Below are 15478 nucleotides of genomic sequence, written 5' to 3'. Positions count from 1 at the left end.
ACCCCACCGGCAGCAAGTCGGACGCCGACAAGCCGGACGAGGCGAAGGTGCGGGCCGCCACCCGGGACGTGCAGAGCGCCAAGTCCGCCCACACCCAGGCCCAGTCGGATGTCACGTCCGCGCAGAGCGCGCTGGACGCGGCGAAGAAGATGGCCGAGGACGCCCGGAAGATGCGCGACGACGCGGCGGGCGAGGCGAAACGGAAGATCGACGAGGCCTCCGACGCGGGGATCCCGAACCGGCACTGGTGGCAGGATGTCGGCCACTGGTTCGAGGACAACTGGGACACCATCGTCACCGTCTGCAAGGTCGTCGTCACCGTCGTCGGGATCATCGCGATGATCATCGGCGGGCCGATCCTCGGCGCGATCGTGCTGGTGGCGGCCTTGGTCGTGCTCGCGGACACCCTCTACAAATACTCCAAGGGCCAAGCGTCGCTGTGGGACGTGGCGTTCGCCGCCATGGACTGCATACCCGGCGGCAAGGGCATCACCAGCCTCGGCAAGCTCGCCAAGGGTCTGAAGGAGATGAAGGTCTTCAAGGGCGGCCTCAAGGCCATGGCGGAGAGCCTTGGCAAGAAGGGGCTTCGCAAGGAGGCCGACGATGTGCTCGCCAAGAGCAAGCCGGGCAAGGGGCGGTGCCTGAACGGCGACCCCATCGACATGGTCTCCGGCGAGATGTACATGGCCGAGACCGACGTCGAGCTACCCGGGCTGCTTCCGCTTCTCCTACGGCGCACCCACCTGTCCACGTACCGTGCGGGCCGTTCCTTCGGCTCGTCGTGGGCCTGCACGCTCGACGAGCGCCTGGAACTGGACGACCGAGGCGCCGTCTTCGCCACCGAGGACGGCATGATCCTCGTTTATCCCGTGCCGGAACCCGGGGCGTCGGTACTGCCAGAAGAGGGGCCGCGGTGGCCGCTGGACTGGGACGGCAGTCCCAGTACCCCGGTACGGATCACCGACCCCCTCACCGACATCACTCGCCATTTCGCCCCACCGCAGCGGCCCGGACCGATCGACGAGCCGTTCACCCTTCTGCTCACAGCGATGACGGACCGCAACGGATACCGGATCGACTTCGACCGCGATCCCGAAGGCACACCCGTGGCCGTACGCGACTCGGGCGGCCGGTACGTGTCCGTCGACACCACCGACGGCGGACGCGTCACCGGTCTGCGCCTTCGCAATCCCGAGGACGGTCCTGGGGGTACAGTCCTGCGGCGCTTCGGCTACAACTCCGTCGGCGACCTGACCGGGATCCACGACTCGGGCGAGCTGCCCATGAGCCTCGTCTACGACGCCCGCGGGCGCATCACGTCGTGGACCGACCGCAACGGCTACCGCTACTGCTTCCGCTACGACGGGTTGGACCGCTGTGTCCGGGGCGAGGGTGCCGACGGCAGCCTGTCCTGCGCCGTGGAGTACGACGACGTAGCGCGTGAGACGCGCTACACGGACGCGCTCGGCCAGACCACGACGTATCGCTACAACGAGCTCTACCAACTGGTCGCCGTGACCGACCCGCTCGGGCACACCGAGCTCTCCGAGTGGGACCGATTCGGACGGCTGCTCGCCCGCACCGACCAGCTGGGCCGCACCACTGGTCTCACTGTGGGCGCGCACGGCCAGCCGACCCGGATGGACCAGCCGGACGGCTCCGTCATCAAGGTGACGTACAACGACGAAGGTCTGCCGGTCGCCATCACGGAGGCCGACGGAGCGCGCTGGGAGTGCACGTACGACGACCGGGGCAACTTGCTCACCAGCACCGATCCGCTCGGTGCGGTGAGCCGCTACACCTACGACGGACGCGGACACCGGACGACACGGACCGACGCGCTCGGCAACGCCTTCCGCTTCGACACCGACGAGGCGGGGCTGCCGGTCCGGGTCGTGGACCCGCGCGGCAGCACTGTCACCGTGCACCGTAACGCGTTCGGCCGCGTCGTCCGGATCGTCGACGCCGTCGGCGGGATCCTCCACCAAGGATGGAGCCCGGAGGGCCGGCTGCTGTGGCGGGAGCACGCCGACGGCGGTCGGGAGACGTGGACGTACGACCCGCAGGGCAACCTCACCGAGCACCGTGACCGCGGCGGTGCCACCACCATCTTCGAGTACGGCGCGTTCGACCTCCCCAGTACCAGGACCGATCCGGACGGCACCCTCTACCGCTTCACCCACGACGCCGAACTACGGCTGGTCGGCGTGACCAATCCGCTCGGCGACATCTGGAGCTACCACTACGACGCGGCGGGCCGGCTCGTCGGCGAGACGGACTTCGACGGCCGGACGCTCGCCTACGTTCACGATCCCACCGGTCGACAGACCGAGCGGAAGAACGGCGTCGGGCAGACGGTCCGGATGACCCGTGACTCCGCCGGCCGCGTGGTGGAGGCCCGCACGGGCGGCGGCGCCGTCGTCTCCCTGCGCTACGACCTGGCCGGCCGGCTGGTCGAGGCCGCGGGCCCGGACAGCGTGGTGGCTTTCGGCTACGACGCGGTGGGCAGGGTGCTCACCGAAAGCGTCGACGCCCGCACAGTCACCAGCGCATACGACCCTCTCGGCCGCAGGGTACTGCGGACCACTCCGTCCGGCGCCACCTCGCAGTGGTCGTACGACTCCGTGGGCCTGCCCGTCTCGCTCGTCACCGCGGCAGGCGAGCTCACCTTCACCCATGACGCGGCCGGCCGGGAGACCGCCCGCGGGCTGGCTGACGCCGCCACGCTGACCCAGTCCTGGGACGCCGGACACCGTCTGGTGGAGCAGATCATCCACTCGGGGACCGGTGCGGCCGACCCCGGTGTCGCCACCGTGCTGCAGGCCCGCTCTTATGCCTACCGGGGCGACGGACACCTCACCTCGGTCGACGACAGGCTGGCCGGCACCCGGAAGTTCGCCCTGGACCGGGTCGGCCGCATCACCCGGGTGTCGGCCGCGAACTGGACCGAGACCTACGCCTACGACGAACTCGGCAACCTGACCACCGCGAACCATCCCGGAGCCGGGGGACAGGACGCGCAAGGCCCGGTGGGTCGCTCCGGCACGAAGGTCACGTCGGCGGGCCGCACCACATACGAGCACGACGACCAGGGCCGCGTGGTCCGCATGATCCGGCGCACGCTGTCCGGGCTGCGGCGGATCTGGACCTACGCCTGGGACGCCGACGACCGGCTCACCGAGGCCGCGACACCCGACAGGGGCGTGTGGCGGTACCGCTACGACGTCCTCGGCCGACGTACCGCCAAGTGGCGGGTACACGAGGACGGTTCGGTAGCCGACGAGACCCTCTTCACCTGGGACGGAGCCAACCTCGCGGAGCAGCAGACGCTTCGGGACGGTGTTGCGGAGACCGACACGTGGGACTGGGACCCGGGTACCCACCGGGCGGCGGCGCAGACGCGAGGGCGACGCAATGCCGTCGATCCGGACGAGATCAGCAGGCAGTTCTACGCGATCGTCACCGACTCGGTGGGGACGCCCAGCGAACTCGTGGGCGAGGACGGCACGATCGTCTGGCGGGCCGCCACCAGCCTGTGGGGACGGCCCCTGGCCGATGACGGCGGCCTGTGCCCACTGGCCTTCCCCGGCCAGTACCGTGACTCCGAGACAGGCCTGCACTACAACCTGGCCCGGTACTACGACCCGGACACCGCGCAGTTCCTCTCACCCGACCCGCTGGGACTGGTCCCTGCTCCGAACCACCACGCGTACGTGGACAACCCGCTGCGCTGGAGCGACCCGCTGGGTCTGGAGGGAGAGAGTACCGAGCCCGTCCGCGTGTATGACGACTCGACGTACAGCAAGCACGGTTCAGGCAGCAGCTCGTCGGCCAAGGGCGAGGTCAGCCGCGCCCCGAGTAACGGTCAGGCCGCGCTGGACCGGTCCATCCACCTGGGCGACCCGAACAACCCGGCCGACTTCCGGCGGCTCGGCGTGGATCACGCCAACAACGAGATCGTGGTCCTGGACCGGCACGACTACGTCACCGACAAGGACGGCAATATCATCAAGGAGATCTACCACGGTCACGTGCAGGGTTCGTACCCGTCGAAGAGCGTCAAGGAGAACGATCTGACCAGGCTTGTGCGGGCCGGGATGATCGACAACAAGAAGAAGCAGCGGGTGCTCCCGCCCAAGTGCGACAAGTGACGGGCGGAGGGGGAAGATCAAGTATGGCGTCCGAGTGGGACTGGCGGAACGGCCAGGGTCTGCTGGCCTTCGACGATCCCGGGGAGTGGGACGCCGCGTTCGACCGCGGCGAACCGCATCTCGGTACGGCGGTGATCGGGCTCGCGTTCCACTGTCCGTTGGAGGCGGTATCGCCTCGGATCGTCAAGGCGATGCGGTTGCCGGACGGCCTCCAGCGTACGAACGCCTTCATCGCGACGGGGCACGCGGCGCGACTGAACGGCGGTCTGACCCCGGAGCTGTTCGCAGCCTTGCGGGCCGAAGGCCTCGGCGGTGTCGCCGAGAACCCCATCAGGGACACGTTGACCTTCGTGCCGTTCCAGGATCTGCCGCCGTGGTTCAAACGCCAGTGGGTGTACGTGACCGTACGCGACAAGCTGGAGTACTGGTGGCAGCGCTCCCAGGACGCGGTCGGTGACGCTTGGCGGGCCATCCGAGGACGAGGCGACTGAGCCGACCGGCGTCGATGCGACGCTCCCCGCCCTCATCCGGCCAAAGGATAGGCGATGACGAGTACAACGAGTTCGTCAGCCAGGTGCAGGTACAGCCCGGTGCGAGTGGCGTGTCCTATGTGGCACATCCACCGGACAGATGACAAACAGTGATCGTCCAAGCCGGGCCACTCCACGCTGTGGTATCTGTCGCCGTCAGGGCTTTCGCGTCAGGCACATGGGCGGGCGGCGGCGCAGGGCAGCGCGAGCAACGACACCCGGGCCGCGCCCTACGCGCCCGGTCCCCCGGTCGGGGTGGCCGAGGCGCTGGGCGAAACCGGGGCCGACGACGCGGGTGAGGCCGGGGTGTCCGGGGTGGGTGACACCGAGGTCGGCGAGGCGTTCGCCGACGACGACCCGGGGTTCGGCGAGGAGCCCGAAGCCCCTGAGGACGACGTCGGCTTCGCGGACGCCGATGCGCTCGGCCCGGCGGCGCCCTTCTTTCCCGCCCGGGGCGCCCGGGAGGAGGCGTCGGCCGACGGGGTCGTACCGGCGCGGGCGGCCGGGCCGGCCACCGAGTTGCCGTTGCCCGGGGACCGGGGGGACTTCGCGGGTCGCGGCGAGTCGTCGACCCGACCGGCCGGCCTGCCGTCATGCCGCCCGGGCATCGGCAGCCAGGGCGCGTCGGACCTCCCGGACAGCAGGGTTACGGCGATGACGACGGCGTAGACCGCGCAGGCGAAGCCGATGGCCGCCCCGAACCTGCGGAACCGGCGACCGCGGCGCCCCGGCCCGTCGGCGACGGAGGGCGCGGCGGAGGCATACCCGGCACCGGGCCGCATCCGTACGACATCGACATCGACATCGACGCCGACACCAACGCCGGTGCCGTCCTGGCCGACCACCTCGTGATGAAGGAGATGAACAGGGGGCGAGACCTCGCCGGCACGGACGGAGGTGTCGGCCCCGCCGCCACGGACAGGAGCCGGAGACCCGCCGTCATGGACAGGGACCGAAGCCTCTCCGCCGCCCCACGGATCTCGCAGTGATCCGCCGCCGCGCGGTGCCAACCCGGTCCCGGCGAGGCCGTCGCCCGGCCGCCGCAGACCCTCGCTCTTCGTCCGCCCGTCGGCCGGCCACCCCAGCACCCCGGCTCGTGCCAGCCCACTGGCCCCGCCGACCCCACCCACGACCGGCCACCCCAGCTTCTCGCCCCGCACGGGCCCACCGACCGGCCCCCGTAACTCCTCGGGCTCCGCAGCCCCATCGACCGGACCCCGTACCACCTCAGCCGCCGCAGACCCCTCGGCCGCCTCCGCAAGCCGCCCGCCGGCCGGCCACCCCTGCAGTTCGGCCTCCGCGGCCTCACCGACGACAGGCCACCGCAACTCCCCGGCCTCCGCGCCCCCTTCGACCACTCTCCCCGGCCCCCCGGCTCGTGTGAAGCCGTCGGTCGGCCTGTGCAATGACTCCGTCTGCGCGGAGTGGGAGCCGGCCGTCGGCCGGTTCTCAGAACCCGCGTCGGCCCCCGGCTCGTCTCCCCCGGTCACCGGAATGTCCTGGCCGTCCAGCGCGACCTGGGGCAATTCCGGTTGGGTCTCTTCTCGCCAATTTTTCACGCGCGTACATCCCCTCACGGGACCGTTCCGGGCGCACTGACGAACCCGAGCACACGCCGTCGGAACCTGGCCCCCACCCGGTTCCGAGCGCCCCCTTCCGGCTCTCCGCGCTCGGGGCCATGAAGCTAGCGCACGAGGGGGTGCCATGTTCTCGATGTGTCATTTGTGGTCGTCCATCACCTCTTGATCACTGGCTGGAATCCATCCGTCGACCGGCCTCTGAAGCCACCCTTCCGCCCGTCCGATCTCGGCGGCCGCCCGCCGCAGCGCTTCGACTCCCGGATGGACCAGCCCCTTTCGCCACACGAGGGACACGGGTGACAGGGGGACCGGATCGACCAGGGGCCGTGCGACCGTCCCAGGTATGGCCGGAAATCCCACTACCGCGAGGATCGGATTCCGGGTCTTGGCCATGATGCGCTCGAACTCCTCCTCCCCCACGGCCAGCGGCAGGGGCGGTGCGACCGCGATGCCCCGCCCTTCGAAGAGATGAAAGGCCAGGTCGGTCCATTCCAGGGTGCGTTCGTTGCCGGCACCGGCGTACACCGCCTCGCCCGCCAGCGCGGTCAGCGGCACGGCCTCCAGGGCCGCCAGCCGATGATCGGAGGGGAGAATTACGGCCATGGGTTCGAACCGTACGGGCTGTTGTTCGAGTCCGGAGCGCAGCGCCGGGTCGAGTCCCGCGAAGCGCCCGAAGGACACGTCGAGACGGCCGGCGAGGAGTTCGGCCGCGGCTCCCGTGAGGCCGCTCTCGTAGCGGGCCATCAGTTCGCAGTCGGGGGCGAGTTCGCGGGCGCGGTGCAACACCCGGCGGCCGGTCGACAGTCCCGGGGAGTTGAGGTCCACCAGCAGCGGCCGGGCCTGCCCGAACGCGGCGAGCAGCGCGTCCTGGGCGGCCAGCACCCGGCGGGCGTACGGCAGCAGCCGGGCGCCGTCGGCGGTCAGGGTGACCTGCCGGGTGGTCCGGACGAACAGCTCGGCCCCCAACTCCCGCTCCAGCCGCCGTACATCACGGCTCAGCGCCTGCTGGGCGACGTACAGCCGGGCGGCGGCGCGGGTGAAGTGCAGCTCCTCGGCGACGGTCACGAAGACACGCAGCAGGCGAGGGTCGAGGTGAGTGGGCGCTGACATCACGCGAACTTACAACACGGGTGAGTGAATCGGTGCCGAGCAGGTGTTGGACCCCTTGATCCATCCCGGGCGACGGTGGTGTCCATGCCACAACCGACCGAACCGACCTCTCCGAAACTCCTCCACACCGTCACGGCGGACTCCCTCGTCACCGTCGACTTCAGCCCTCGCTTCCGCCGCCGCGCCAGCCCCGACCACCACCACTCCAGCCCCGACCACCGCCCCTCCGGTCCCGACCACCACCACTCCAGCCCCGACCACCACCACTCCAGTCCCCACCGCCGCCCGCCCGGCCCGTACCGCCGTCTCTTCGCCCTCCCCGGCACCCGTGCCTTCACCGCCGGGAACCTGCTGGCCCGCCTCCCCATGGGCATGTTCAGCGTCAGCGCGGTCGTGATGATCGCCGGGGCGCGCGGCTCGTACGCCCTCGCCGGCGCCGTCACCGCGACCGGTCTCGCCGCCACCGGGCTGGCCGGGCCGTGGATCGCGCGGCTCGTCGACCGGTACGGGCAGGCCCGGGTGGCCGTACCCGCCACGGTCACCGCCGTCCTCGGCAGCCTCGCCCTGCTGCTCTGCGTCCGCTACGGCGCCCCGGACTGGACCCTGTTCGCCGCCTACGCGGCCACCGCGACCACCCCCAACATCGGCGGCATGTCCCGCGCCCGCTGGGCCCATCTGCTGCGCGACGACCCCGGTGCCCTGCACACCGCGAACTCCTTCGAACAGGCCGCCGACGAACTCGCCTTCATGCTCGGCCCGGTGCTCGCGTCCTTCCTGACCGGCACCTTCTTCCCGGAGGCCGGCACTCTCGTCGGTGCCGTGCTGCTGCTGTGCGGTGTGCTGCTGTTCGCCGCCCAGCGGGCGACCGAGCCACCGACCCACAGCAGGGGCACCACGAGAACGCCCCTGCGCATCTCCTCCCTCCTCGCCTGCTTCATCGCGACCGGCGCGGTGTTCGGTTCGATGGAGGTGGTGACGATCGCCTACGCGGACGCCCAGGGGCACCGCTCGGCGGCCGGTGCCGTGCTGGCTCTCCAGGCGGCCGGCTCCTGCGTGGCGGGCCTGGCGTACGGGGCGCTCAGGCCGACGGGTCCGGCCGAACGGCGGCTGCCTGTGTGCCTGTCGGCGATGGCGGTGCTGATGTCCCTGCCCCTCCTCGCGGCCCGCACCCTCGACTCGCTCTGGGCACTCGCCCCGGCCCTGCTCGCGGCCGGTATGGCGACCGCTCCGACCATGGTGACCGCGATGACCCTGGTCCAGGACCGTACCCCGGCGGGCCGCCTCAACGAGGGGATGAGCCTCGTCGTCACCGCCCTGCTGACCGGTATCGCCTGCGGCTCCGCGCTCGGCGGCTGGGCCGCGGAGCACCTGTCGCCGACGGCCGCCTTCACCACCCCGGTCGCCGCGGCCGTCGCGGCCCTTCTGATCCACGCTGCCGGTGCCCTTCTGGTCAACACTGTCAGTCGAAACGCTTCCCTCAATTCCCGCCGCACCCATTGACGCCCTCACAGCTCGCACCTACCTTCCATCGTCGAAGCGCTTCGACGTCCGGTGTCGAACCCATTCGACGCGGGACGAGCACCATCCACAACTCCCTTGGAGGCACTGGATGTCGACGGCACGAAGGCGAACAGGGCGAACAGGGCGGATACGGGGACTGACGGCCGCGGCGGTGATCCTCGCCGGATCACTGCTCCTCACCTCCTGCGGCGGCTCGGGCGGCAGCACGTCCGACGCGAAGACACTGCGGCTGTGGCACTACGAGGGGCCGAACAGCGCGATGGGCGTGGCCTGGAACGAGGCGATCAAGGAGTTCGAGGCGAGCCACCCGGGCGTGAAGGTGAAGTACGAGGAGAAGAGCTTCGAGCAGATCCAGAAGACCGCGCAGATGGTCCTCAACTCCTCCGACGCCCCCGACATCATGGAGTACAACAAGGGCAACGCGACGGCGGGACTGCTCTCCAAGCAGGGCCTGCTCACCGATCTGACCGCCGAGGCGGCCAAGCGCGGCTGGGACAAGAAGCTCAGCGCGGGGGTGCGCACCACCAGCCGGTACGACGCGGACGGCGTGATGGGCTCCGGCAAGTGGTACGGAGTGCCCAACTACGCCGAGTACACGATGGTCTACTACAACAAGGACCTGTTCGAGAAGTACGGGATCGCCGAACCGAAGACGTTCGACGAACTCACGGCGGCCATGGACAAGTTCGTCCAGAACAAGGTCACCCCGCTGGCCGACGCGGGCTCCGAGTACATGGCCCAGCAGTACCTGTACCAGCTGGCGCTGTCGAAGGCCGACCGCTCGTGGGTCGACAAGTACGAGCTGTACAAGGGCAAGGTCGACTTCCATGACACCGCCTGGTCGTATGCGGCCGACACCTTCGCGGACTGGGTGAAGAAGGGCTACCTCGCGAAGACGTCCTCCGGTACGACCGCCGAGCAGGCCGGGGTCTCCTTCATCCAGGGCAAGGCGCCGATCCTGTTCTCCGGCAGCTGGTGGTACGGCCGCTTCCAGTCGGAGGCGAAGTTCGACTGGGGCAGCTTCCTGTTCCCCGGCTCCGACCTCACCCTCGGCTCCGGCGGCAACCTCTGGGTCGTACCGAAGAACTCCGGGAACAAGGACCTCGCCTACGACTTCATCGACATCACCATGTCGAAGAAGATCCAGAACCTGCTCGGCAACAAGGGCGGAGTTCCGGTCGCCGCCGACGCGAGCGCGATCACCGACCCCAAGTCCAAGGAACTCATCGCCAATTTCAACACCGTCAGCAAGCGCGACGGACTCGCCTTCTACCCGGACTGGCCGGTCGCCGGCTTCTACGACACCCTCGTCTCCGAGACCCAGAAGCTGATCACCGGTAGCGAGAAACCGGACGCCTATCTGAGCAACCTCCAGTCGGCGTACGACAAGGGCACCAAGTGAGGGTGCGCCGCGACTCGTACGCCCTCTTCCTCCTCCCCGGCGTCCTCGCCTTCCTCGCCGTCGTCATCGTCCCGTTCCTGATGAACACGGGCGTGAGCCTCACCGACTGGCAGGGCGTGGGCAGCCCGAAGTGGTCCGGGCTCGCCAACTACCGTGAGCTGCTGCACGATACGGAGTTCTGGGCGTCGTTCCGGCACAGCCTCTTCATGGTCGTCGCGATGGCGGTGCTCCCGACGGCGCTCGGACTGGTCCTGGCCGCCGCCCTGTTCGACTACATCGGCAAGCACTTCGGCACCCGGATCGCCGCGGTCCTGCGCGCCTGCTTCTACCTCCCCCAGGTGCTACCGGTCGCGGTGGCCGGCATCGTCTGGAGCTGGATCCTGGCCCCGGACAACGGCTCCCTCAACGCCCTGCTCAAGGCCGTCGGACTCGGCTCGTGGCAGCAGGACTGGCTCGGCGACCCGGACCTCGCGCTCTACACCGTCATGGGCGTACTGGTCTGGGTCCAGCTCGGCTTCCCGCTGGTCGTCTTCATGGCCGGGCTCGGCCGCGTGGACCCCCAGCTGTACGAGGCGGCCGAGCTGGACGGCGCCGGCTGGTGGCGCCGCTTCCGGCACATCACGCTGCCGCAGATCCGTCCGGAGGTGTACGTCGTCCTGACCTGGTGCACGATCGCCGCGCTGAAGGTCTTCGGCGCGGTGTACGTCCTGACGAAGGGCGGCCCCGGCGGCGCCACCGACGTCCCCTCCTACTTCTCCTTCACCACGTTCTTCGAGAAGACCCAGGTCGGCTACGGCTCGGCGATCTCCACGGTCCTCACGGTCATCATCCTGGCCCTGGCCGTGCTCGGCCTGAAACTGCAGAACCGCGCGGAGGCCGTATGACCCGTCCGACCGCCCTGCGCCGCTACCCGGTTCTCCTCGCCCTCTGCCTCGCCGCCCTCTTCATGGTCGTCCCGTTCCTGATCGTGGCGGTCAACGCGGTGAAATCCCCGGCGGAGTACTCGCAGAACGGCCCGCTGAGCCTGCCCCACGGCGTCTACCTCGACGGCCTCAAGGACTTCTGGCAACGCGTCGACTTCACCCGGAAGCTCGTCAACTCCACCCTCATCAGCGGCTCGGTGGCGCTGCTCGCCACCGTCCTCTCCGTCCTCAACGCCTACGCGATCGGCATCGGCCGGATCAGGGGCCGCACCTGGGTGCTGGCCTTCTTCGTCCTCGCCAACATGCTGCCGCAGGAGGCGCTGGTCTACCCGCTGTACTACCTGAGCAAGCAGGCGGGCCTCTACGACACCCGGCTCAGCGTGATCATCGTGTTCACGGTGATCCAGTCGGCGTTCGGGACGTATCTGCTCTCCGCCGTCCTCGGGCAGTTCCCGCGCGAGATCATCGAGGCGGCCCGGATCGACGGCGCGAACAAGTGGCAGATCCTGGTCCGGATCGTCGTCCCGGTCAGCCGTCCGACCCTGGGCGTGCTCCTGGTCTTCTTCTTCATCTGGACCTGGAACGAGTTCCTGCTCCCGCTGGTCATGCTGATCTCCAACGACAACCAGACGGTCTCCGTCGCCCTCGGCGTCCTCCAGGGCCAGCGTCTGATGGACGCCACGATGACCAATGCGGCCGCCCTGCTCGGCGTGCTCCCGGCCATCGTCTTCTTCCTCGTCTTCCAGCGCACGCTCACCCGGGGCATCGCCGTGGGCGCCGTCAAGTAGGGGGTACGTGAGTGAAGTTCACCGACGGCTACTGGCTGCTGCGCGAGGGCGTCACCGCGGCCCATCCGGTCGAGGTCCTCGACGTCGACGCGGCGGAGGGCGCGCTGGAGATCCACGCACCGACCCAGCCCATCCGCCACCGCGGCGACCTGCTGAAGGGACCGGTCCTGACGATCAGCGCGCACACCCCGATGCCCGACGTCATCGGCGTCACCTTCACCCACTTCGAGGGCGAGCAGCCGCGCGGCCCGCACTTCGAGCTCGGCAAGGCCGACTTCGTGTCCCAGGTGGCGTACGACGACGAGTACGCCACCCTGGTCTCCGGCTCGCTGACGCTGCGGCTGAGCCGGACCGCGCCCTGGCGGCTGGACTTCCTCTCCGGTGGCCGCGTCCTGACCTCCAGCGGCCCCAAGGGCATGGGCATCATGCGGGACACCGCGACCGGCGCCCACTATCTGCGGGAGCAACTGGGCCTCGGCGTCGGGACCTCGGTCTACGGCCTCGGCGAACGCTTCGGCCCGCTCGTCAGGAACGGCCAGGTCGTCGACATCTGGAACGCCGACGGCGGCACGGCCACCGAACAGGCCTACAAGAACGTGCCGTTCTACCTCACCGATGCCGGGTACGGCGTCTTCGTCGACCACCCGGGGAAGGTGTCGTTCGAGGTCGGCTCGGAGGCGGTGTCGCGGGTCCAGTTCAGCGTGGAGTCGCAGCAGTTGACGTACTACGTCATCCACGGCCCCACCCCGAAGGACATCCTGCGCAAGTACACGGCCCTGACCGGCCGCCCGGCCCTGCCGCCCGCCTGGTCCTTCGGACTGTGGCTCTCCACCTCCTTCACGACCTCGTACGACGAGAAGACGGTGACGTCCTTCATCGACGGCATGAGGGAGCGCGAACTCCCGCTCTCCGTCTTCCACTTCGACTGTTTCTGGATGCGGGAGTTCAACTGGTGCGACTTCCGGTGGGATCCGCGGGTGTTCCCGGATCCCGAGGGCATGCTGGGGCGGCTGCACGAGCGCGGGCTGCGGGTGTGCGTGTGGATCAACCCGTACATCGCGCAGCGGTCGCCGCTGTTCGCCGAGGGGAAGGAGCTGGGACACCTGCTGCGGCGACCGGACGGGAGCGTGTGGCAGTGGGACCTGTGGCAGCCGGGGATGGCGCTGGTGGACTTCACGTCCCCGGCGGCTCGTGACTGGTACGCGGCCAAGCTGGCGGCGCTGCTCGCCCAGGGGGTCGACTGCTTCAAGACCGACTTCGGGGAACGGGTGCCGGTGGATGTGGCCTGGTTCGACGGCTCCGACCCGGAGCGGATGCACAACTACTACACCTACCTGTACAACCGGACCGTCTTCGAGGTGCTCCGCAAGCACCGGGGCGAGGGCGAGGCGGTCGTCTTCGCCCGGTCCGCGACGGCCGGGAGCCAGAAGTTCCCCGTGCACTGGGGCGGTGACTGCGAGGCCACGTACGAGTCGATGGCCGAGTCGCTGCGCGGTGGGCTGTCGCTCGGCCTGTCCGGGTTCGGGTACTGGAGCCATGACATCGGCGGCTTCGAGGGCACGCCGTCCCCGGCGCTGTTCAAGCGGTGGCTGGCCTTCGGGCTGCTGTCCTCGCACAGCCGGCTGCACGGTTCGTCGTCGTACCGGGTGCCGTGGCTGTTCGACGAGGAGTCGGTGGACGTGCTGCGGCACTTCACCCGGCTGAAGCTGAGCCTGATGCCGTACCTGTACGAGGCCGCGCGCACCGCCTCCGCGGAGGGGCTGCCGATGATGCGGGCGATGGTGCTGGAGTTCCCGGACGATCCGGGGTGCGCGCATCTGGAGCGGCAGTACATGGTGGGGGCGGATCTGCTGGTGGCGCCGGTGTTCGACGACAAGGGGCAGGTGACGTACTACTGCCCCGAGGGCACCTGGACCCACTTCCTGACCGGGGAGACGGTCACCGGGCCCCGCTGGGTCCGCGAGCGTCACGACTTCCTGAGCCTGCCGCTGCTGGTGCGGCCCGGCACGGTGATCCCGGTCGGCGCGGTGGCCGACCGGCCCGACTACGACCATGCCGACGGGGTGACCCTGCGGGCGTACGGTCTGGAGCGCGGCGCGCAGGTCACGGTCCCGGTCGGAGACGTCACCTTCACCGTCGTACGCGAAGGGGACACCCTGCGGGCCTCGTGCAGTGATCCGGCGGCGCCCTGGAACCTGGCGGCCGGCGAGCGGATCACGCGAGCGGACGCCGGGACCGGGTTCCTCTCCCTGGAGCTGGGCTGATGGTGAAGATCACGGATGTGGCCCGGCATGCCGGGGTCTCCCCCAGCACGGTGTCCTACGCGCTCAGCGGCAAGCGCCCCATCTCGGACGAGACCCGGCGCCGTATCCAGGCGTCCATCCGCGAACTGGGCTACCGTCCGCACGCCGGCGCCCGCGCCCTGGCCAGCAGCCGCTCCAACGTCCTCGCCCTGGTGATCCCGCTGCGCACCGGCATCCACATCCCGGTGGTGATGCAGTTCGCGGTGTCGGTGGTGACGACGGCCCGCCGCTACGACCATGACGTGCTGCTCCTGACCCAGGAGGAGGGCGAGGAGGGGCTGCACCGGGTCGCCGACACGGCGCTGGTGGACGCCCTGATCGTGATGGACGTGCAGCTCCACGACCCTCGGCTGCCGCTGCTGCGCGCGCTGGAGCGGCCGTCGGTGCTGATCGGCTTCCCGGCCGCCGCCGAGGGCCTGACCTGCGTCGATCTGGACTTCCGGGCGGCCGGGGAGCTGTGCGTGGAGCGGCTGGCGGGGCTCGGGCACCGGGTGGTCGCGCTGGTCGGGTCGCCGCCGGAGGTGTACGTCCGGGAGACCGCGTTCGCCCAGCGGGTGGTCCAGGGCTTCACGGCCGCCGCCGACCGCAACGGGATGGCGTCCTCCGTCCACCCGTGCGCGGCGACCCCGGCGGGGGCGCGCCGGGTCGCCGAGCAACTGCTCCGCGAGCAACCGGCGTTGACGGGGGTCGTCGTCCACAACGAGGCGGCCCTGGAGCCGCTGATCGACGCCTTCGAGCAACTCGGCCTGCGCGTCCCGACCGACCTCTCGGTCACCGCGATCTGCCCGGACGAACTGGCGGCGGGGCTGCGCGTCCCGGTCACCTCGGTGGCGCTGCCGGCCGCGGAACTCGGGGAGCGGGCGGCGGAGTTGCTGATGCGGAAGCTGAGCGGGGACGGGGAGGTACTGGAGGCGACGCTGCTGGCGCCGAGACTGACCGAACGTGAGAGCACGGCTCCCCGATTAGCGTGACGGTCACCGGTCCTGATGCCGTGCGGGGGGCCGCTGTGCTGTACTTGGAGACGAGGAGGGTCCCCGCCCGGACCGAGAAATCCGGACGGTGGCCCAGGCTCATCAGGAGCCTGTCGGATGTCCCCAGCTCTGATGGGGACATCCGGCCAGCTGCTGAGCCGCCAGAGAAGGTGGGCCCCACTCGGAGCGTCAACTCCAA

The 15478-nt window shown here is 70.0% G+C and carries 10 protein-coding genes; 9 read left to right on the top strand and 1 reads right to left on the bottom strand.

All coding sequences use genetic code 11. The annotated features are described in order from the left end of the window. The 3 genes from ACIRR9_RS49310 to ACIRR9_RS49300 all read left to right on the top strand — a co-directional run. Window positions 1–4151: RHS repeat-associated core domain-containing protein (locus ACIRR9_RS49310; protein WP_403766517.1), on the top strand; the 4151-nt coding region annotated here is incomplete at its 5' end. Window positions 4152–4174: 23 nt separating this feature from the next. Continuing rightward, on the top strand, window positions 4175–4642 hold the full coding sequence (locus tag ACIRR9_RS49305; protein WP_403766514.1) for a hypothetical protein: 468 nt from the start codon (window positions 4175–4177) through the stop codon (window positions 4640–4642). Between the two features lie 294 nt (window positions 4643–4936). Continuing rightward, complete coding sequence (locus tag ACIRR9_RS49300; protein WP_403766511.1) at window positions 4937–5350, top strand: hypothetical protein; 414 nt, start codon at window positions 4937–4939, stop codon at window positions 5348–5350. A gap of 1049 nt (window positions 5351–6399) precedes the next feature. On the opposite strand, the gene ACIRR9_RS49295 is transcribed toward ACIRR9_RS49300, so the two are convergent. Continuing rightward, on the bottom strand, window positions 6400–7371 hold the full coding sequence (locus ACIRR9_RS49295; RefSeq protein ID WP_403766508.1) for a LysR family transcriptional regulator: 972 nt from the start codon (window positions 7369–7371) through the stop codon (window positions 6400–6402). Between the two features lie 84 nt (window positions 7372–7455). On the opposite strand from ACIRR9_RS49295, the gene ACIRR9_RS49290 reads away from it, so the two are divergent. From ACIRR9_RS49290 to ACIRR9_RS49265, 6 genes are all read left to right on the top strand, one after another. Further along, the gene (locus ACIRR9_RS49290; protein ID WP_403766506.1) at window positions 7456–8871 is read left to right on the top strand and encodes an MFS transporter; all 1416 of its coding nucleotides are present in this window, start codon (window positions 7456–7458) and stop codon (window positions 8869–8871) included. A gap of 109 nt (window positions 8872–8980) precedes the next feature. Beyond that, window positions 8981–10294 carry an ABC transporter substrate-binding protein gene (locus ACIRR9_RS49285; RefSeq protein WP_403766503.1) on the top strand — a complete coding sequence of 438 codons (1314 nt, stop codon included), beginning with the start codon at window positions 8981–8983 and terminating at the stop codon, window positions 10292–10294. Further along, a complete protein-coding gene (locus tag ACIRR9_RS49280) occupies window positions 10291–11178 on the top strand; it encodes a carbohydrate ABC transporter permease (RefSeq protein ID WP_403766500.1) in 888 nt (295 codons plus the stop codon). Before ACIRR9_RS49285 ends, ACIRR9_RS49280 begins: the two co-directional genes overlap by 4 nt. Beyond that, window positions 11175–12005: a carbohydrate ABC transporter permease gene (locus ACIRR9_RS49275; RefSeq protein WP_403766498.1), complete on the top strand. Its 831-nt coding sequence runs from the start codon at window positions 11175–11177 to the stop codon at window positions 12003–12005. Before ACIRR9_RS49280 ends, ACIRR9_RS49275 begins: the two co-directional genes overlap by 4 nt. A gap of 11 nt (window positions 12006–12016) precedes the next feature. Next, entirely contained in the window at window positions 12017–14269 is a 2253-nt protein-coding gene (yicI, locus tag ACIRR9_RS49270; RefSeq protein WP_403766495.1) for an alpha-xylosidase, read from the top strand. Continuing rightward, on the top strand, window positions 14269–15279 hold the full coding sequence (locus tag ACIRR9_RS49265) for a LacI family DNA-binding transcriptional regulator (RefSeq protein WP_403766492.1): 1011 nt from the start codon (window positions 14269–14271) through the stop codon (window positions 15277–15279). Before yicI ends, ACIRR9_RS49265 begins: the two co-directional genes overlap by 1 nt. Window positions 15280–15478: the final 199 nt, after the last annotated feature.

It is taken from the genome of Streptomyces sp. NPDC101234 (assembly GCF_044767525.1).
In the GTDB taxonomy this organism is placed as follows: Bacteria; Actinomycetota; Actinomycetes; order Streptomycetales; family Streptomycetaceae; genus Streptomyces; species Streptomyces sasae.
This window is presented reverse-complemented; position numbering and strand designations above follow the sequence as displayed.